Genomic DNA, 19488 nt, shown 5'->3' on the forward strand with positions numbered 1-19488 from the left:
AATGATAGATAAATTAACTTTTCTGATTAAATAATGCGATACGCCTTTAGTTGCTCCAAGCCTTAAGATCAGCGAGAATATCCGATAATTTGAACCATAAGGTCGACACCTCGCATTGAGTTAGCTGTCGGCCGAAAAAGAAGATACCTTGCATGTCAACGACTCCTTTTATCGGCGAAGTCTCAAAGCGCCGAACCTTTGCTATTATTTCGCACCCCGATGCGGGTAAAACTACCATTACCGAAAAAGTCTTATTATTTGGACGCGCTATTCAAACCGCAGGTACAGTAAAAGGCCGTGGTTCTGCACAGCATGCTAAATCTGACTGGATGGAGATGGAGAAAGAGCGCGGCATTTCTGTCACCACATCGGTAATGCAGTTCCCTTATCAAAATGCGTTGGTTAATCTCCTTGATACTCCCGGACACGAAGATTTCTCGGAGGATACCTATCGGACATTAACCGCGGTCGATTCATGTCTGATGGTGATCGATGCGGCAAAAGGGGTTGAGGATCGAACGCGTAAGTTGATGGAAGTTACTCGTCTGCGCGATACGCCAATTATTACCTTTATGAATAAATTGGACCGCGAAATTCGAGATCCGATGGAGCTGCTCGATGAGGTCGAAGATGAGTTAAACATTGCTTGTGCACCGATCACATGGCCGATTGGTTGTGGTAAGGCGTTTAAAGGGGTATACCACATCCATCGTGATGAAACCATTTTATACTCTTCTGGACAGGGACATACTATCCAAGAGCAACGAGTGATCAAAGGGCTAAATAACCCGGAGTTAGATACTCAAATTGGGACTGATTTAGCCAATCAATTACGTGAAGAGTTAGAGTTGGTGTTGGGTGCCTCTCACGAGTTTGATCTTGAGCTGTTTATGCAAGGTGCGCTGACGCCGGTATTTTTTGGTACTGCACTCGGTAACTTTGGTGTTGATCATATGCTCGATGGGCTAACCGAGTGGGCTCCTGCGCCTTTGGCTCGTCAAGCAAATGAGCGTGTGGTTGAAGCGACGGAAGAGAAGTTCTCCGGTTTTGTGTTTAAAATTCAAGCCAATATGGATCCTAAACACCGAGATCGTATTGCTTTTATGCGTATTGTTTCTGGGACGTACAAACAGGGCATGAAGATGAATCATGTTCGCCTTGGTAAGCAAGTCAGTATATCTGATGCGGTGACCTTTATGGCTGGTGACCGCTCACGTGCCGAAGAAGCTTTCGCTGGAGATATCATTGGTTTGCATAACCACGGTACGATTCAAATTGGCGATACATTTACCCAAGGTGAATCGTTGAAATTTTCTGGGATCCCTAACTTTGCTCCAGAGCTGTTCCGTCGCATTCGTCTGCGCGATCCTCTTAAACAAAAACAGCTACTGAAAGGGCTAGTGCAACTCTCTGAAGAGGGAGCCGTGCAAGTTTTCCGTCCACTGCAAAATAACGATTTGATCGTTGGTGCGGTGGGGGTACTGCAGTTTGACGTGGTCGTGGCACGTTTGAAATCAGAATACAATGTGGAAGCGATTTACGAAGGCGTCAATGTGGCAACCGCGCGTTGGGTTGAGTGTGCTGACGCGAAGAAGCTCGAAGAGTTTAAGCGTAAAAACCAAAGTAATTTAGCTCTGGATGGCGGTGATAACTTAGCGTATATCGCTCCAACCATGGTTAACCTTAACTTAGCGCAAGAACGTGCTCCGGAGATTATTTTCCGAGCGACACGTGAACACTAGCGGCATCGTTAACGGATGAGTAATAAAAAAGCCGATGGATTGTTCATCGGCTTTTTTTATTGGGCTTATTTCTTTTTCTTGGTTTTTTTCTTTACGCTTTTGGCGGCAACTTTCTTTTTACTCTCGTCTTTTTTCTTTTTCTTAAACACTGATTTTTTATGTGTTGGGCGTAATCCATCAATAAAGCGTTCTTTAATCTCTTCTTTTACATAGCGAGCGACACGATCCATCATCATTTGATCATGCGCTTCGACTAAAGAGATCGCATTGCCTTTTTTACCGGCTCGAGCAGTTCGACCAATACGGTGGAGATAGACGTCTGCACTGCGTGGCATATCAAAGTTAATCACGTGGCTGACATCGGGAATATCAATGCCTCGCGCAGCAACATCGGTCGCAAGTAGGATATTGATATCGCCTTCACGAAAACGACTGATGGCATTATTACGTCGATCTTGTGGCATTTCACCTTGGATCCAAGCGCAAGGGATTTGAGCCCGCTCTAACTCTCCGCGTAGTTCTGCTAAACGTTCACGAGTTTTGATAAACACGATTGAACGCTCAGCTTGCTGGGTAAGAATCACTTTCAATAGCTCGAGTTTATGCTTCATGCTGTCAGCACGATGATACCACTGTGCGATTTTTTTTCGTTCACGACGAGGCGGCTCTGCGGTAATTTCTGCTGGATTATTCAGGAGATCCGCGGTAAACCCTTCAACACCACGGCCTTCTAAGGTCGCGGAAAAGAGCAAGGTTTGTTTACGCCAGCGGCATTCGGCGGCTAAACGGTCGACCACAGGACCAAAGCCCATGTCCAGCATGCGGTCTGCTTCATCAAGAATCAACCACTCAATCGCTCGGCAATCAAAGCGCTCAGCGTTAATGTATTCAAGCAGACGCCCCGGTGTAGCCACCACAATATCTTGTGTGGTCGCTAAAATATCGGCGTGTTCTTGATATTGCACACCACCAGTGATGGTGAAGATATTCAGCCGAGTATGTTTGGCGAGCTGACGAGCTTGCTCAGTGATCTGCATCGCTAATTCACGTGTTGGGGTTAGGATCAGCATGCGCGCTGGTCCCGGTTTCTTACGTGGAAAATCTTGTAAATATTGCAGAGCTGGAATCACAAACGCTGCCGTTTTTCCGGTGCCTGTCGGAGCAGAGGCAAGAATATCTCTACCGTCCAGGGCGTGGGGAATCGCCTCCTCTTGCACTTGAGTTGGGCGTTCGAAGCCTAATTCTTTAATCGCATCAAGGAGATTGTCATCCAGTTCTAGGTCAGCAAAGGTTTTAGTCACAGTTTATTTACTCCGCAAGGCTCGGGCTGAATAGTCTAAAATAGAGGGCGCACATTATAGTTGGATCCTCGTCTAGATCACATCTTTAATTACACCATCTTAAGATAAAAAGCACGGGTAAGCTGAATAAATGCTTCACTATAGTCATTGGATTCACGAATGATCAGCTCGCTCGCTTGTAATGGTTGATGAATTCGGCTCAGTTCAAATAATAGCCGTTGAATCGGTTTGTGTGGTGTGGTCCTAACTTGACAGAGTCGAGTTAAATACCAACCTTGTTGCTGCGCTTGATCAATAAAAACTTGCCCTTCTTGCTGAGGTAAAATCAAGCTGGCGGTACCTTGCACGGATAAATGTTGTGCGAAACAGTCTAGTAATTGTTGGTGAGACAGTGTTTCTGTGTGGCGTGCGATCGCTCGCGTTTGCTGTTGAGCGGGTTGCCCGCTATTAAAATAGGGCGGGTTACAGATGATGGCATCAAACGACTGAGTAAAACGCAAGGTGGTAATATCACCATGCCTCACTTCAATGCGTGACGACCATACTGAGCGACGAATATTATTTGAAGCGGCTAAAAATGCTTGTTGGTCAATATCGACAGCGCAAATTTGGCTATTGGTAAAGCGTTGCGCACACATCAAGCTTAATAAGCCAGTACCACAACCGATATCCAGTAAACGATCGGGTGGTCGGCTGAAAGCCCAAGCTCCCAAGAGTACGCCATCAGTACTGACGGGCATCCCACTGTGTCCTGTTTCAATGGTAAATTGCTTAAAATGAAAGCCTTTGGTTATCGGTAAATCAGTATTCATTAAATATCGCTATGGATTTGTTTTTAGAAAGTTAAGCTACTGTTGGTTTTTTGTTTGGTGTTTTATGCTGGTCAACACCGGAACGTTTGGGGTGGTAATTGAAATATCATTCCGTTAATGTTTTTAAAGTTAGTGTATTCAACTGCTATTGAACCTTAGATATAAATTAATGTAGTGTTTTTCCCTTAGCTATTGCGAAATGCGGATAGGTTGTTCATTATTCGCCTTCACTAAAAATTAGATGGCTTGTACTGTCTAAAGATGCACACACAACATTCATTAAATACGTAATATAAGGGTTATCTGTGAAACAGACGTTAAAATTAACAGATATTGCCGCATTAGGCTTTATGCTATTTGCCTTCTTTTTAGGCGCAGGCAACATTATCTTTCCACCATTAGCGGGTCAACAAGCTGGGATAAACTTGATGCCCGCCATGAGTGGCTTTTTATTGACGGCGGTAGGACTGCCTTTAGTGACGATCATTGCGGTGGCGATCGCTGGAGGCAGTTGGAATCACCTCACTAAAGATCTCCCCGCCAAAGTGGCGACACTGATTGCTGTATTGATCTTCATTATTATTGGTCCGGCTTTTGCTGCGCCACGAACCGGGCTCGTTGCTTATGAAATGGCCGTTAGTCCGCTCTTTGCTGATAGCTCCCAAGCTCACCTGACTATTTTTTCGATCCTTTTCTTTTTGGTGGCGATGTTTTTCTCTTGGTCGCAAGGGCGTTTAATTGATTTGATCGGTAAAGTGTTGACACCGGCCTTATTTATCGGTCTTGTGGTGTTGGCGATTGGCGTATTCCTAGACCCTCAAGGCGATTGGATGCCGGCCACCGGGCCTTATGCTACTCAGCCTTTCACTAAAGGTTTCTTGGAAGGTTACAACACCATGGATACCTTAGCAGCCTTGATGTTTGGGATGTTAATTGTTGATGCCTTGCGTAGTAAGGGCATCACCGAGCAGCGAGCGACGACGAAATACCTCATCAGTTCAGCCTTTATTGCTGCCTTTGGTCTTGCTTCGGTGTACATTTCTCTGTTTTATCTTGGCGCAACCAGCTCAGCCATCGCGGGTGGGGCGGACAATGGTGGCTTTATATTGAGCCAATATGTCCAAGCTTTATTTGGTCCTTATGGTCAATTAGTCTTATCCACGATCGTGCTTTTAGCCTGTTTAACGACGGCGATTGGTCTTATTTCTGCATGTTCTGACTATTTCTGCTCCTTGACGCCTCTTCCATACCGCGCTTGGGTAGTGATTAATGGCGTTGCTTGTGCAGTGGTTGCTAATGTTGGTTTATCTCAGCTGATTGCTTTATCGATTCCAGTCTTGGTTGCGCTTTATCCTGTCGCGATAGCTCTGGTGGTTCTCGCCTTTGTGCGCCACAAAATGCCGAATCCTAAAGTGGCATTTCGAGTCGTGACCTTGGTTGCGTTCTTGTTTGCTTTAATTGATGCTGCTCAGGTTGTCGGGCTTGATATGTCAATGTTCGACATGTTGCCACTGTTTGATGTTGGTATGGGTTGGGTTTTACCGTCTTTAGCGGCGCTAATATGCATGTTCTTTATGGCTCGCTCAGTGGTAGAACAATCTTCTAATGATGTCGCTTAGTGGCACTGTTGATTGGGCGTATTAATGAGGAGTCTCTCCTCTAGGTACCAAAAGCGCTTTACCGCCATTCATCCGAGTGATGGTTAATGGCGGATTGTCGCTAAAATCAAACTTTCCCCTCGGCGGAGTCGTTGACTCCGCCTTTTTTCTAGACAACTTTTCCTGTATCTTCGTCACATTTTTCAGTAGAATTCTGCGGTTAAATTCTATTCATAAAGTCAAAATAACTATGTTTGAAATCAATCCGATTAAAACCCGTATCCAGGACGTGTCACAGCGCACATCGATCCTCAGGGGGTATCTTTGACTATGACGCTAAGCAAGAGCGTCTAGAAGAAGTCAATGCTGAACTTGAACAACCCAATGTCTGGAATGAACCTGAGCGCGCACAAGCGTTAGGCAAAGAGCGATCTTCGTTACAAGCGGTAGTGGAAACCATTAACCAGCTTGAACAGGGGGTTGATGATGTCGAAGGTTTACTTGAACTGGCGATTGAAGCTCAGGATCAAGAAACGTTTGATGAAGTTTTGCCTGAACTCGAAGAGCTTGAAGCGAAACTCGCGCAATTAGAGTTTCGGCGCATGTTTTCTGGTGATCACGATGCTGCGCATTGCTACATTGATTTGCAAGCTGGTTCTGGTGGTACAGAAGCTCAAGACTGGACGTCAATGCTGTTGCGGATGTATTTGCGTTGGGCGGATGATAAAGGCTTTAAAACCGAAGTGATTGAAGTTTCCGAGGGTGATGTTGCTGGACTTAAATCGGCGACTGTGCGTATTATCGGGGACTACGCTTATGGCTGGCTAAGAACCGAAACGGGAGTGCATCGTTTAGTTCGTAAATCCCCGTTTGATTCTGGCGGCCGTCGTCATACTTCTTTTGCTTCAGCATTTGTTTACCCAGAAATTGACGAAAATATTGCCGTAGATATTAACCCTGCAGATTTACGTATTGACGTATATCGTGCATCGGGGGCTGGTGGTCAGCACGTTAACACCACAGAATCGGCGGTGCGTATTACCCACGTTCCGACCAATACCGTGGTGCAGTGCCAAAATGATCGTTCTCAGCATAAAAACAAAGACCAAGCGATGAAGCAACTACGCGCCAAATTGTTTGAGTTGGAATTACAAAAACAAAATGCTGAAAAACAAGCCAATGAAGATGCTAAATCGGACATTGGTTGGGGAAGCCAAATTCGCTCTTACGTATTAGATGATTCACGGATCAAAGACTTGCGTACTGGAGTTGAGAACCGTAATACACAAGCGGTTCTCGATGGTGATTTAGATAAATTTATTGAAGCTAGCCTGAAATCAGGTCTGTAAGCTTTTTACCGACAAAACAAGGTACATGCAAAATGACTGATGCTGTTCAAAACGAAACGAATCAAGAGCAAATCGCGCAAGAAGAAAACAAACTAATTGCAGAGCGTCGTAGTAAGTTAGAGCACATCCGTAAAAGTTGTAAGGCGAACGGTCACCCGAATGACTTTCGTCGTGATAGCTTAGCGGGTGATCTACAAGCAGAGTTCGGTGAGAAGAGCAAAGAAGAACTGGAAGCACTCAATCATGTTGTTTCCATCGCGGGTCGAGTGATGGCTAAGCGTGGTCCTTTTTTAGTGATTCAAGAGACGTCTGGTCGTATTCAAGCTTATGCTGATAAAACGGTACAAGCTGAGCTAAAAGAAAAATATCAAGGACTTGATATTGGTGACATTATTGGTGTAAAAGGCGCTTTGCATAAGTCTGGTAAAGGCGATCTTTACGTGAATATTGAGCAGTATGAACTGCTCACTAAAGCGCTGCGTCCATTACCTGAAAAGTTCCATGGTTTAACCGATCAAGAGATGCGTTATCGTCAACGTTACGTTGATTTGATAGTCAATGAAGATTCTCGTCAAGCGTTTGTCATCCGCTCTAAAGTGATGTCAGCGATTCGTAATTTCATGACTTCAAAACAGTTTATGGAAGTCGAAACCCCGATGATGCATGTCATCCCTGGTGGTGCCAGTGCACGTCCATTTATCACCCATCATAACGCGCTTGATATGCCGATGTATTTACGTATTGCGCCAGAGCTTTACTTAAAACGTTTGGTTGTCGGTGGCTTTGATCGCGTTTTTGAAATCAACCGCAACTTCCGTAACGAAGGTTTGTCGCCGCGTCATAACCCAGAATTCACCATGATGGAATTCTATATGGCGTATGCAGATTATAAAGATTTGATGGATTTCACTGAAGAACTACTGAGTACGGTTGCGCTTGAAGTCCTCGGCTCAACGTCGATGCCTTATGGTGATGAAACCGTGGAATTTGGTGGTAAATACGCTCGCATGAGCATGTTTGAAGCCATCAAGCACTACAATCCTCAGCATGCGCAAATTCAAGCATTAACCGAAGATGATCTGCAAAATCGTGATCTTATGGTGTCGATTGCCAAATCGGTTCATGTTGATGTCGAACCTTTCTGGACTTGCGGCCAGCTTCTTGAAGAGATTTTTGGTGAAACCGCAGAGCCGAAACTGATGCAGCCGACATTCATTACTGGCTATCCAGCAGATATCTCACCATTGGCTCGTCGTAGTGATGATAATCCATTCTTTACTGATCGCTTTGAGTTTTTCATTGGCGGTCGTGAAGTGGCAAACGGCTTCTCAGAACTGAATGATGCTGAAGATCAAGATGCACGCTTTAAATCACAAGTTGAAGCGAAAGAGTCTGGTGATGATGAAGCGATGTTCTACGACGCAGATTATATTACTGCGCTTGAGCATGGTTTGCCGCCGACGGCAGGTCAAGGAATTGGTATTGACCGTTTAGTGATGCTATTGACCAATACGCATACGATTCGTGACGTTATTTTATTCCCAGCGATGCGTCCACAGCAGTAATGGTTGATGATGATTTGAAAACCGCCCACGAGGCGGTTTTTTTATGCTTGATACTGGGGAAGATGCATTGACGATGGGATTAACGAGTAATGGATTGGTGTAATAAAGGCCGTGCGATCAAAAAAACCGTCATTCCCCCTTCGTTTATGGGTGATATTTCCTATAGTCTTACTCGTGAGATAGATTCTATTTTAGAGTACCGCTAAGGTAGCGAAAACGATCTTTGCTTTTTGGCCAATTGGTGCGCTAATCCGATTGGTTAAGCGGGGCTTTTTGTCATCGTTAGTGGTATTGAGAGGTGGACCAAGCCCGTTTTGGTTGCCGACTGTATCTCCAAGCTGTATGGGTATCAATCAATTCAGCGCTGTATAACAATAATACTCATAAGGAAACCTGTTGATGGGCACTCAATTTCGGATGGATTGTGTTCCCGGTTCGCTGATTGTCGTTGGGGGCAGCTACGAACCGTGGTTAACCGTTTTAGAAAAGGCCGGATGGCGTTGCATGCAATGTGCTGATTTGCGTAAAGCAGACCAACAATTTACGAATACTGGGCCATGCATTGGTATTGTTGATCTTAGCCATGATGAATTTAGCTTAAATGGCATCGCTAATTTGGTGAGTAGCCATAAGCAGGTTCGTTGGTTGGCATTCATTCGTGAGTCTCAACTCAGCTCTGATACGATTTGCCAGTTTATCGTCAATTTCTGTATCGATTTTTTTACCGCGCCAATCCCTGATGCTCAATTACTGAGCACCATTGGCCATCAATTGGGTATGTTGCAATTAGAAAAAAAAGTATGGCCGAACTACGGTATTAATAACCAAATGGACTTATTGGGGGAATCACTGCCAATTAAACGGCTACGCGATCAAATTAAACGCATCGCGCCAACGGATGTCAGTATTCTTATCTCCGGCGAAAATGGAGTCGGTAAAGAAAGGGTCGCCAGAGCCATTCATAATACCTCGTCTCGCGCTCATCAACCTTTTGTCAGTGTTAATTGCCGAGCGATACCCGAGCATCAACTTGAAGCCGAGTTATTTGGTATTGGACATCCCGATTCAATCCCCCCTTTATTAGCGAAAGCTCATCAGGGGACACTATTACTCAATGACATCCTGGCCCTACCGAAACGACAACAGCTCAACTTATTGCATTTTTTCCAACAAGGGACCTTACCGGCGTCAATTGGTGCAAAGGCGGTGGATGTCAGAATTCTAGCCACCCATACGACTGATATTGAAAAAGCCTTGATTGATGGTGATTTTAATGAAGAGCTTTATCATTACATCAATGTACTGCGGATTAATGTGCCTAGCTTGCGAGAGCGAGCAAGTGATATTGCACTGTTTGCTGGCCATTTTTTAAAGGAGTACTCTAAAGAGTACAACGCGCAAGCCCGCAGCTTTTCTGAACAGGCGCTACAAAGTATGGAGCGATATGATTGGCCGGGTAACGTACGTGAGTTAATGAATCAAATTAAGCGAATGGTATTAATGTCTGATTCGATCATGCTTGATGAAACGCAGCTTGACCTACCTAAACGTGAAAGTAAAAGGACGTTAAAAAGTATTAAAGAGCGTTCAGAGCGAGAGGCATTAGTGCAAGCGTTAGAGTCTCATCGAGGGCAAATCACTCATGCAGCAAGAGAGTTGGCCATATCCAGAGCGACCATGTATCGTCTCTTGAATAAGCATGGCTTGCTCTCTGACTCGATTTTTTAGTGCTATTCACCTCAGCCGTTAGGCTACTGAAAAAGAACCTAACGGTGCCGTATCGCCTTTATGGGCAGGGATTTGAGTATTGAATCGCAATCTGATTGATCTTACCAAGCAGCTCTTCGCTCAGCACAACCTCTACGCTATCAATATTGGCTTTTAATTGCTCAAGCGTCGTTGCCCCAATGATATTAGCAGCGACAAATGGTCTTTGATTAACAAAAGCCAGCGCCATCTGTGCGGGATCCAAATCAAACTCATGCGCTAAATCGACATACGCTTGTGTCGCGGCTATCCCTTGTGGTGTGAAATAACGCTGAAAACGTTCGTATAAAGAGCAGCGTGCACCGCTAGGGCGTGCACCATGTAAATATTTACCACTCAAGGCACCAAACGCCAATGGAGAGTAAGCGAGTAACTTAACGCCTTCGTGGTGGCTTATCTCTGAAAGCCCGACTTCAAAACTACGATTCAGTAAGTTGTAAGGGTTTTGGATCGAGACCATGCGTGGTAAATCGTGTTTCTCCGCCAGACGAAGATACGTCATTAATCCCCAAGGAGTTTCATTTGAAACGCCGATATAACGCACTTTTCCCATCCGAACCAAATCGTTCATTGCTTCTAAGGTTTCGATCAAGGTGATCTCTTCTTGAGTCTCCGGATAAGGGTAATTGAGGAGACCAAAGGTATTGGTTTGACGTTGCGGCCAGTGCAATTGGTAGAGATCGACATAATCGGTTTTTAAGCGACGTAAACTATCGTCGATCGCTTGATGAATATTACGATGATCCAGAGCCATTTTATCGCGAATATAACTGACACTACGCGGGCCTGCCACTTTGGTGGCGAGAACGACTTTTTCGCGTTTCGAAGATTTCTCTAACCAGCGACCGATGTACTCTTCGGTTAGGCCTTGGGTTTTTGCGCTGGGTGGGACAGGATACATCTCAGCCGTGTCGATAAAGTTGACGCCACGTTCAAGAGCGTAATCCAGTTGCTGAAAGGCCTGTGCTTGATCATTTTGTTCACCAAACGTCATGGTACCTAAGCAAATTTTGCTTATTTCTAATGTTGAATGCGGTAATTTTGTATATTGCATTGTACTTCCTTGTTACCGTTAAGCTCCCTTACCTCTAGTCGGCGCTTCGTAAAACCGTAGGGACGGAAAGTCCTCGTTTGTCGTAAACGCTCAGGATTTCGGGAGATAGAAACTGAATAGATTGATTCCACTATAATCCAAGGGACAGGGTAAAGTCACTGTCCGTTTCACCTTAAACGGGTTTCACCTTAAACGTAGAAGAGAAGGGATCACCCGTTGACAGTTTGGTGAGCATGGCTTAATACAGATAATGCTGTTGGAGTATTTGCGCGGTAAATTGAGTACGCAGATAAAAACCACGTGGCAACGTTCGGATAGGGCGACCATTGGCGCCATAGGCTTCGGTTAATGCTCGGCTATTAGCGGCTTTCGGCCTAAGTTGTAATACTTCACCATGTCTTGCGGTAATATCAGCAATTCTACCGAGTACAATAAATTCCATCAATTCTTCCCAATCGGCTTTTAATTGTGCTTCTTCTGTAGCTGAAGGGCTCCAAATCAAAGGCGATCCTACTCGACGTTCCGCTAACGGGATCTCTCGCTCTCCTTGAACAGGGATCCATAACACCCGCGACAATTTTTGCCGGACATGACTATTTTCCCATGTCAGTCCTTGGACACCCGTTAACGGTGCGACGCACACAAAGGTGGTTTCAAGAGGCTTACCAGTATAACCAATCGGAATGCTTTTTAGCTCGATACCTAAATCGGCAAAGTCTTGTTGCGGTTTACTGCCAGCACTTGCGCCTAAATGCCACTCTAATAGTTGACCCACCCAACCTTTATCTTTTTTTAGATCCGCAGGAACGGGAATCCGCGCATGCTCAGCAAGTTCTGCAAAACTCAGTCCTGCAATGTGTTGTGCTCGATAAAGAAGCTCTTGTTCACTTTTAGGTTCTAATGGCATAGGAAAGGCACTGAAGTAAAAGCCCTAGTGTAACAAAAACTCCTTTCTGGGAGTAATAGACTCTTTACGATGAAGTGATGAAAAGATCATCATTAAAAGTTATCCACAACCGAACCTAAATAATCGTCGATAGTTAGGGTTTATCTAATTCATGTATGAATAAACAGGGTTTTCACTAGCGATATGAGCGATGAAAAACCAATGTTAGGCTGATAAATTCATTCAAGTGTGGATAACCACACATTTGATGGATCTTTGAGCGGCGTAGTTATACGTTTGATCTTTCCCTCGATATTCTAAGTATTATATTTTGATTATTTTCATCTTTTTGTTTTTTAAGGGTTATTTCTCGTTTTATTTTTTGTTGTCGGTTTAATGATAGGATTAAATGTAGCATTTCTTTCCTAGCTCTTCGTTTTCTTCACATGGTTATTCACAGAAAACGTGAATAAATGTGCTCTGTCTCTCATTCTGTTGTTGATAACTATATGAGTGAGTGAAAGTTATGCAGTTTTCTCTTGATCGTTAATAAATCTCGCCTGAATCACACGAGTTCGTTTGCTCCTGCTGGGGATATGTGGAAAAATCAACATCATTAAGATTTTATGAGAGGTTTGCCAGTGATCGATGGCGATGGTTACCGACTCAATGTAGGTATTGTGATTTGTAACAACCATGGTCAGGTATTCTGGGCGAAACGATATGGACAACACTCATGGCAGTTTCCTCAAGGGGGAATTGATGAGGGTGAATCTCCCGAACAAGCAATGTTTAGGGAGCTTTACGAAGAGGTTGGTTTAACGAAGAAAGATGTCAAAGTCATTGCCACTAGTCGTCATTGGTTAAGATACAAATTACCAAAACGCTTAGTGCGATGGGACTCTCAACCTGTCTGTATTGGACAAAAACAGAAATGGTTCTTACTGCGTCTGGAATGTGATGAATCAAAAATCAACATGCAACGCGGTAGTACCCCTGAATTTGATGGTTGGCGCTGGGTAAGCTATTGGTATCCAGTTAGGCAAGTTGTGTCTTTTAAGCGTGATGTTTATCGGCGAGCAATGAAAGAGTTTGTCTCTTTAGCCATGCCGTTTAAGGAACGTAAAATAAAAGGTAAACGAAAAAACCGTAGGGGATAACATGCTCTCTCAGCTAAGGGATATTGTTGAACAAGTATCAAAAGTGGAAGATGTTTATCAAGCATTGGATATTTTTGTCAAACAGACGTGCACAGCGATGAGCACCGAGTGTTGTACGGTCTACTTAGCAAATGAAGAGATGTCTCGCCTCGAGTTAATGGCGACGCAAGGGTTAAAATTCAAAGGCGATAAAATTCATATTGGCTTTGATGAAGGCTTAGTGGGTTTAGTCAAACGCACCGCTGAGCCGATTAACCTTGCTAAAGCGTCACAACATCCTAATTTTAAATATTTTAAACAACTGGGAGAGGAGGTTTATCACTCTTTTCTTGGTACGCCCATCATTTATCGTAAACAAGTGTTGGGAGTTTTGGTGGTACAGCAAAAATCGCCCCGTCTGTTTAGCGAGATGGAAGTCTCTTTCTTGGTGACGCTGGCGGCTCAGTTAGCGGTGATCATTGCCCACTCACAAACGCAAGGACACTGGCTGTTATCTAAGAAACAACAGTCTGTCAGTGGCATCGCTGCTTCAACGGGAGTCGCGATTGGTGAGTTATGGTGGGATGACTCTCAACCGCAGTTAACAGACGTCTCTCCCGCCTCAACCTTAGATAAAGAGAGAGAACAAGCTTGGTTAACGCGGGCAATTGAAAATGCGTTGAATGATTTTCGTAAGTTACGTAAAAAGCTTGATAACGATATCAATAAAGAAGCGCTGGCGATTTTCGATTTATTTACCCACTTACTCAATGATCCGATGTTGCGTAATGATCTGAAAGCGCAAGTTCTGAAAGGTGATCGCGCTGACTGGGCGGTGCGCCAAGTTGTCGAAAGCTATTCCAATCGCTTTGCTCGTATGTCCGATGCTTATTTGCGTGAGCGTTCACAAGACATACGTGAACTGGGGCAGCGGTTACTCTATTTTCTTTACAATACAGAACATGAACAGCAGCAGTTAGATAAACCGATTATCTTAGTGGTACGAGAGCTTACCGCATCGATACTGGCGGGGTTACCAAAAGATAAGTTATTGGCCGTGGTCTCTTTAGAGGGGGCAGCCAATTCACATGCCGCCATTTTATCCCGTGCATTAGGTATTCCTGCAGTGATGGGTGTGTCACTGAACTTAAAGCAAGTGAATGGCAAAAAAGGCATTGTTGATGGCTACAGTGGTAAATTATATATTTCCCCTAGTAAGCCTATTCTTGCTGAATATCGTGCGCTGGCTTATGAAGAGCGACAATTGGCACAAATGGTTAATGAAGCAATTTTAGAGCCCGCATTAACCGAAGATGGTGTGCAGATAGAGTTACTGTTAAACGCCGGCTTAAGCGCAGATACGAATATCGCTATTAATCAAGGCATTGATGGCATCGGGCTCTACCGTACCGAAATTTCTTTTTTACTCCAACAGCGTTTACCTTCTGAAGAAGAGCAAATTCAGCAATATCGAGCGGTGCTTGAAGGTTACCCCGAGCAGCCAGTCGTGATGCGGACCTTAGATATTGGTGGTGATAAACCGCTCCCTTATTTACCCATTGATGAAGATAATCCCTTTTTAGGCTGGCGTGGTATTCGTTTTACGCTGGATCATCCAGACATTTTCTTAATTCAATTACGAGCCATGCTGCGAGCCAGTAGTGGCCATGATAATTTGCGTATTTTGTTGCCGATGATTTCTGGCGTAAAAGAGCTTGATGACGCGAGGCGATTTATCGAGCAAGCCTATCAAGAGTCGATCAAAGTCGATGCCAGCATTGTCAGACCTAAAATCGGTATTATGCTTGAAGTGCCTTCCATGCTCTATCTATTGCCATTGATCGCTAAGAGAGTTGATTTTATTTCAGTAGGAACCAACGATTTAACGCAGTATCTTTTAGCGGTTGATAGGAACAATACCCACGTTTCGGATGTCTATGATTCAATGCATCCTGCAGTGATTATGGCATTGAAACAAATTTCGCAAACCTGTCAGCAGTATTCTTTACCGGTCTGTGTCTGTGGTGAGCTAGCGGGAGATCCCTTTGGTGCTTTATTACTCATCGGTTTAGGCTACTCCACGTTGAGTATGAATGCGTCGAATGTAGCTAAAGTAAAGTATTTGGTTCGCCATTCGGCAAGACGTGAATTACAGTTATTGGCGGACAAAGCCTTGATGCAATCGTACGGTCATGACATTTATAATATGATGCTCGATCATTTTGAAACGAAAGGCTTCGCTGGATTTGTGCGGGCTGGTAAAAAATAGAGAAATAGGACACAACTGTGGGTATTGAGTATATTCTTTTGCTGATCCTATTAGGTTCGGTTGTCGGATTGTTAGCCGGTTTATTGGGCATTGGTGGTGGCTTGTTGGTGGTTCCTGCCTTATTGTTTTTGTTACCGAAAATGGGCATTAGCCCAGAGATCGTCATGCATATTGCGCTTGCGACCTCTTTAGCGACGATCATCATCACCTCGATTTCTTCAGCGCTGAATCATCTTAAACTGGGTAATATCGATTTATTTGTTGTTAAATGGTTACTACCGGGCGTGCTTACTGGTGGCTTTTTAGGCTCAGTGGTTGCCGAGTGGATACCGAGCCATTATCTACCTAAAGTATTTGGTGTTATCGTTTTAGCTCTCGCGCTGCAGATGGTGCGTTCTTCGATGCAAGCCCGTTCAACACGGCCGATGCCGGGGGCAATAGTGACGTTATTATCAGGGAATGGGATCGGGATTATTTCTACGTTAGCGGGAATTGGCGGCGGATCATTGACGGTGCCTTTCCTCAATCACCACGGCGTTGAGATGCGCAAAGCAGTGGGTTCATCGGCGGTGTGTGGTTTGGTGATTGCCATTTCAGGGATGTTAGGTTTTATTTTGCATGGTTATCGAGTCGAAAACTTACCTGAGTACAGCTTAGGTTATGTGTATCTTCCTGCATTATTCGCGATTGCCTCCACCTCAATTTTGACTACTCGGATCGGAGCAAAATTAGCGTCACGATTACCGACGGTCACGTTAAAACGTTTTTTTGCTTTTTTCCTGATGCTCGTAGCAATAACGATGTTGTTGCAATAACTTTTTATCTAAGACAGAGAACGTTACTTTATGTCTCAAGGCTATCTTACTTTTCCTAATATTGATCCGGTGTTGTTTTCTATCGGTCCACTTTCTGTGCGCTGGTACGGAATGATGTATTTATTTGGCTTCTTATTTGCGATGTGGTTAGCTAATCGCCGAGCCGATAAGCCAGGCAGCGGTTGGACGCGTGAGCAGGTTTCAGATTTGCTTTTTGCTGGCTTTTTAGGGGTCGTGATTGGAGGACGAGTTGGTTATGTTCTTTTCTATAACTTTGAACTTTTCTTAGCTGATCCCTTGTACCTTTTTAAAGTATGGACCGGTGGAATGTCTTTTCACGGTGGTTTGCTCGGTGTGATAACCGCGATGTTCTGGTACGCTCGTCGTCAGCAACGTACTTTTTTTGGTGTTGCTGATTTTGTCGCCCCTTTAGTACCATTTGGTTTAGGCATGGGTAGATTAGGTAACTTCATGAACTCTGAACTGTGGGGACGAGTGACCGATGTTCCTTGGGCATTTGTCTTCCCTAATGGTGGGCCATTACCACGCCACCCATCACAACTTTATGAACTGGTTTTAGAAGGCATCGTACTGTTTTTCATTTTAAATTGGTTTATCAAAAAGCCGCGTCCTCTAGGTGCCGTTTCTGGGCTATTTTTGATCGGATATGGTACATTCCGTTTCCTTGTCGAGTTTGTTCGCGAACCGGATGTGCAACTCGGTTTGTTTGGTGATGTGATCTCCATGGGACAAATTCTATCTACGCCGATGATTATCTTCGGAATGATATTAATGGTATGGGCGTATCAACGCCAAATGTATCAAGATAGCCCGCAAAAAAGTAAGGTTGTAAAGTGAAGCAGTATTTAGACCTTTGCCAGAGAATTGTTGATCAAGGTATCTGGGTTGAGAACGAACGAACCGGTAAGCGCTGTCTGACCGTGATTAATGCCGATCTCACTTACGATGTCGCAAATAATCAGTTTCCCTTAGTCACGACACGAAAGAGTTTTTGGAAATCAGCGGTTGCCGAAATGCTTGGTTATATCCGTGGTTATGACAGTGCCGCAGATTTTCGTCAGCTAGGCACCAAAACATGGGATGCGAATGCGAATATGAACGCGGCTTGGCTCGCCAATCCTTATCGTAAAGGTGAAGATGATATGGGGCGAGTTTATGGAGTTCAAGGACGTGCATGGGCTAAGCCTGATGGTGGTCATATTGATCAACTGAAAAAAATTGTTGATGATTTAACTCACGGTATTGACGATAGAGGGGAAATTCTCAATTTTTACAATCCGGGTGAGTTTCACATGGGCTGTTTACGGCCGTGTATGTATAGCCATCATTTCTCGTTATTGGGCGATACCTTGTACCTTAATAGTACTCAGCGTTCTTGTGATGTGCCGTTAGGTTTAAACTTTAACATGGTTCAAGTGTATGTTTTTTTGGCAGTTATGGCACAGATTACCGGTAAAAAACCGGGCTTGGCTTACCATAAAATTGTTAACGCGCACATCTATGAAGACCAACTGGAATTAATGCGTGATGTTCAATTAAAGCGCCACCCATTACCGGCAGCCAAGTTCCACATTAATCCAGAGATTCGTTCACTGGAAGATTTAGAAACATGGGTAACCCTTGATGATTTCTCGGTGACTGATTATCAGCATCATGATCCGATTCAATATCCTTTCTCAGTCTAGTGGTGGGTTCTTATCTATGTGTAGCGTGAGATAAGAGCCAACGCCGAGAAAGACAATCACTAAAGATAAGCGTGATGAGTTTTGGTGAACCGTTGATTAAAACATGAGTCGATGAACAATAACGTCAAAGCCGCCAAGCACTATGCTTTGGCGGCTTTGTTATTTTGGCGTAGCCGATTGTGCTAAGGATTAGGTTGTCAGTGTGAGAACTGATCCAGGAAGAAGAACAAAGACCATGAATAAATAGAGTGCAACTGAAGCTTTATTCTTTACCGCACGATCTGAAATCCAATCTGCCCCTTTCAGTGGAAGCTCACGTAAAAATGGAATGCCAAAGATTAAGAGCGTTGCACTGATATTAAACACCAAATGCACCAGAGCAATTTGTAAGGCAAAGACCGCAAATTCACCTGAGACCGCGGTTGCGGCTAGAAGAGCGGTAATACAGGTTCCAATATTAGCCCCAAGGGTGAAAGGATAAACATCACGAACTTTTAATACCCCTGAGCCAACCAAAGGCACGATCAAGGTAGTGGTGGTGGTGGATGATTGGACTAAAACCGTAACGACGGTACCTGAAGCGATACCATGTAAAGGACCTTTGCCTATCGCGTTTTTCAAAATATCGCGAGCAGGGCCGACCATCAGTTTTTTCATTAATTTACCCATCATCAGTATCGCGACAAAAATAATACTGATCCCGAGTACAATCATGCTAACCCCGCCCCAGACATTACCGAATACGCTAAGCTGGTCTTGCAGCCCATTAACGATAGGTTTAGTCACTGGGCCAATAAAATCGAGGCCTTTGACGCTCATATCACCCGTTGACATAAGAGGAGATACTAGCCAATAAGAGATTTTTTCGAAAATCCCAAACATCATCTCTAAAGGTAAGAAAATAAGTACGGCGAGCAAATTGAAAAAATCATGAATGGTTGCGCTAGCAAATGCTCGTTTAAACTCATGCTTACAGTGAACATGGCCTAAGCTAACCAGTGTGTTGGTGACGGTTGTACCAATATTGGCTCCCATGACCATTGGAATAGCAATCTCAACGGGTAACCCTCCCGCGACTAAACCGACAATAATTGAGGTGACGGTACTGGATGATTGAATTAAGGCTGTGGCGACTAAGCCAATCATTAAACCGGCGATAGGGTGAGCGGCAAAGGCAAAGAGCGCTTTGGCATGCTCTCCCGTTGACCATTTAAATCCACTGCCTACCATTGCTACGGCGAGTAACAATAGATAGAGCATCAGTGCCAAGTTAATCCAGCGTAGCCAACGTGTCATTGCTAAGCTTGGCACCGCTGTGGATGTCGCTTGGTTTATCATGGGGTTCTCCATTGACCTGATGATTGTTTGAGGTCTGTTGTTGAATCTGTTCTCGATGTTAGATGACAAATATTTCAGTAATATTACAAAGGAGGGGTTAAGTCAGCGCTTGGTTAAAACGATGGGGTTAAAGGTCTTATTTCTTTA

15 protein-coding genes are annotated in these 19488 nt (G+C 44.3%); 10 read left to right on the forward strand and 5 right to left on the reverse strand.

The genetic code is table 11. From position 1 onward, the window contains the following. Positions 1-152 precede the first annotated feature (152 nt). On the forward strand, positions 153-1742 hold the full coding sequence (gene prfC / locus FKN88_RS14120) for a peptide chain release factor 3 (protein WP_154170250.1): 1590 nt from the start codon (positions 153-155) through the stop codon (positions 1740-1742). Between the two features lie 65 nt (positions 1743-1807). On the opposite strand, the gene srmB is transcribed toward prfC, so the two are convergent. Together srmB and FKN88_RS14130 are read right to left on the reverse strand one after the other, a co-directional pair. Then, complete coding sequence (srmB, locus tag FKN88_RS14125) at positions 1808-3043, reverse strand: ATP-dependent RNA helicase SrmB (protein ID WP_004394142.1); 1236 nt, start codon at positions 3041-3043, stop codon at positions 1808-1810. A gap of 89 nt (positions 3044-3132) precedes the next feature. After that, complete coding sequence (locus FKN88_RS14130; RefSeq protein WP_154170252.1) at positions 3133-3855, reverse strand: tRNA1(Val) (adenine(37)-N6)-methyltransferase; 723 nt, start codon at positions 3853-3855, stop codon at positions 3133-3135. Positions 3856-4160: 305 nt separating this feature from the next. On the opposite strand from FKN88_RS14130, the gene brnQ reads away from it, so the two are divergent. The 4 genes from brnQ (at position 4161) to vpsR (ending at position 10095) form a co-directional block, all read left to right on the forward strand. Beyond that, on the forward strand, positions 4161-5474 hold the full coding sequence (gene brnQ, locus FKN88_RS14135) for a branched-chain amino acid transport system II carrier protein (RefSeq protein WP_170906283.1): 1314 nt from the start codon (positions 4161-4163) through the stop codon (positions 5472-5474). A 229-nt stretch (positions 5475-5703) separates the two neighbouring features. Beyond that, positions 5704-6802 (forward strand): peptide chain release factor 2 gene (gene prfB, locus FKN88_RS14140; protein WP_115152517.1). Its coding sequence is split into 2 segments (ribosomal slippage): positions 5704-5778 and positions 5780-6802, totalling 1098 coding nucleotides; the frame shifts between segments, so codons are not numbered across the junction. A gap of 32 nt (positions 6803-6834) precedes the next feature. Beyond that, a complete protein-coding gene (gene lysS / locus FKN88_RS14145; protein ID WP_004394138.1) occupies positions 6835-8367 on the forward strand; it encodes a lysine--tRNA ligase in 1533 nt (510 codons plus the stop codon). A 399-nt stretch (positions 8368-8766) separates the two neighbouring features. Further along, positions 8767-10095 (forward strand): cyclic-di-GMP-binding transcriptional regulator VpsR, encoded by a 1329-nt coding sequence (vpsR, locus tag FKN88_RS14150; protein WP_158144731.1) that lies wholly within the window; start codon positions 8767-8769, stop codon positions 10093-10095. 58 nt (positions 10096-10153) lie between these two features. Here vpsR and FKN88_RS14155 read toward each other — a convergent pair whose 3' ends face one another. Together FKN88_RS14155 and mutH are read right to left on the reverse strand one after the other, a co-directional pair. Next, the gene (locus FKN88_RS14155; RefSeq protein ID WP_154170256.1) at positions 10154-11188 is read right to left on the reverse strand and encodes an NADP(H)-dependent aldo-keto reductase; all 1035 of its coding nucleotides are present in this window, start codon (positions 11186-11188) and stop codon (positions 10154-10156) included. A 238-nt stretch (positions 11189-11426) separates the two neighbouring features. Next, a complete protein-coding gene (mutH, locus tag FKN88_RS14160) occupies positions 11427-12095 on the reverse strand; it encodes a DNA mismatch repair endonuclease MutH (RefSeq protein WP_154170258.1) in 669 nt (222 codons plus the stop codon). A gap of 620 nt (positions 12096-12715) precedes the next feature. Between mutH and rppH the strand changes: the two genes are divergently transcribed. From rppH to FKN88_RS14185, 5 genes are read left to right on the forward strand one after another with little or no spacing between them, the layout of a single operon-like run. Continuing rightward, positions 12716-13234, forward strand: coding sequence for an RNA pyrophosphohydrolase (gene rppH, locus FKN88_RS14165; RefSeq protein WP_040903856.1), 519 nt, complete (start codon positions 12716-12718; stop codon positions 13232-13234). A 1-nt stretch (position 13235) separates the two neighbouring features. Beyond that, a complete protein-coding gene (gene ptsP, locus FKN88_RS14170; RefSeq protein ID WP_306687562.1) occupies positions 13236-15482 on the forward strand; it encodes a phosphoenolpyruvate--protein phosphotransferase in 2247 nt (748 codons plus the stop codon). A gap of 17 nt (positions 15483-15499) precedes the next feature. Then, a complete protein-coding gene (locus FKN88_RS14175) occupies positions 15500-16297 on the forward strand; it encodes a sulfite exporter TauE/SafE family protein (protein WP_154170262.1) in 798 nt (265 codons plus the stop codon). A gap of 30 nt (positions 16298-16327) precedes the next feature. Then, on the forward strand, positions 16328-17155 hold the full coding sequence (lgt, locus tag FKN88_RS14180; protein ID WP_004394132.1) for a prolipoprotein diacylglyceryl transferase: 828 nt from the start codon (positions 16328-16330) through the stop codon (positions 17153-17155). After that, positions 17152-18003 carry a thymidylate synthase gene (locus tag FKN88_RS14185; protein WP_306687563.1) on the forward strand — a complete coding sequence of 284 codons (852 nt, stop codon included), beginning with the start codon at positions 17152-17154 and terminating at the stop codon, positions 18001-18003. Before lgt ends, FKN88_RS14185 begins: the two co-directional genes overlap by 4 nt. 189 nt (positions 18004-18192) lie before the next feature. On the opposite strand, the gene FKN88_RS14190 is transcribed toward FKN88_RS14185, so the two are convergent. After that, the gene (locus FKN88_RS14190; RefSeq protein ID WP_154170266.1) at positions 18193-19341 is read right to left on the reverse strand and encodes a Na/Pi symporter; all 1149 of its coding nucleotides are present in this window, start codon (positions 19339-19341) and stop codon (positions 18193-18195) included. Positions 19342-19488: the final 147 nt, after the last annotated feature.

Source organism: Vibrio sp. 2017_1457_13, assembly GCF_030851525.1.
Classification (GTDB): domain Bacteria; phylum Pseudomonadota; class Gammaproteobacteria; order Enterobacterales; family Vibrionaceae; genus Vibrio; species Vibrio metschnikovii.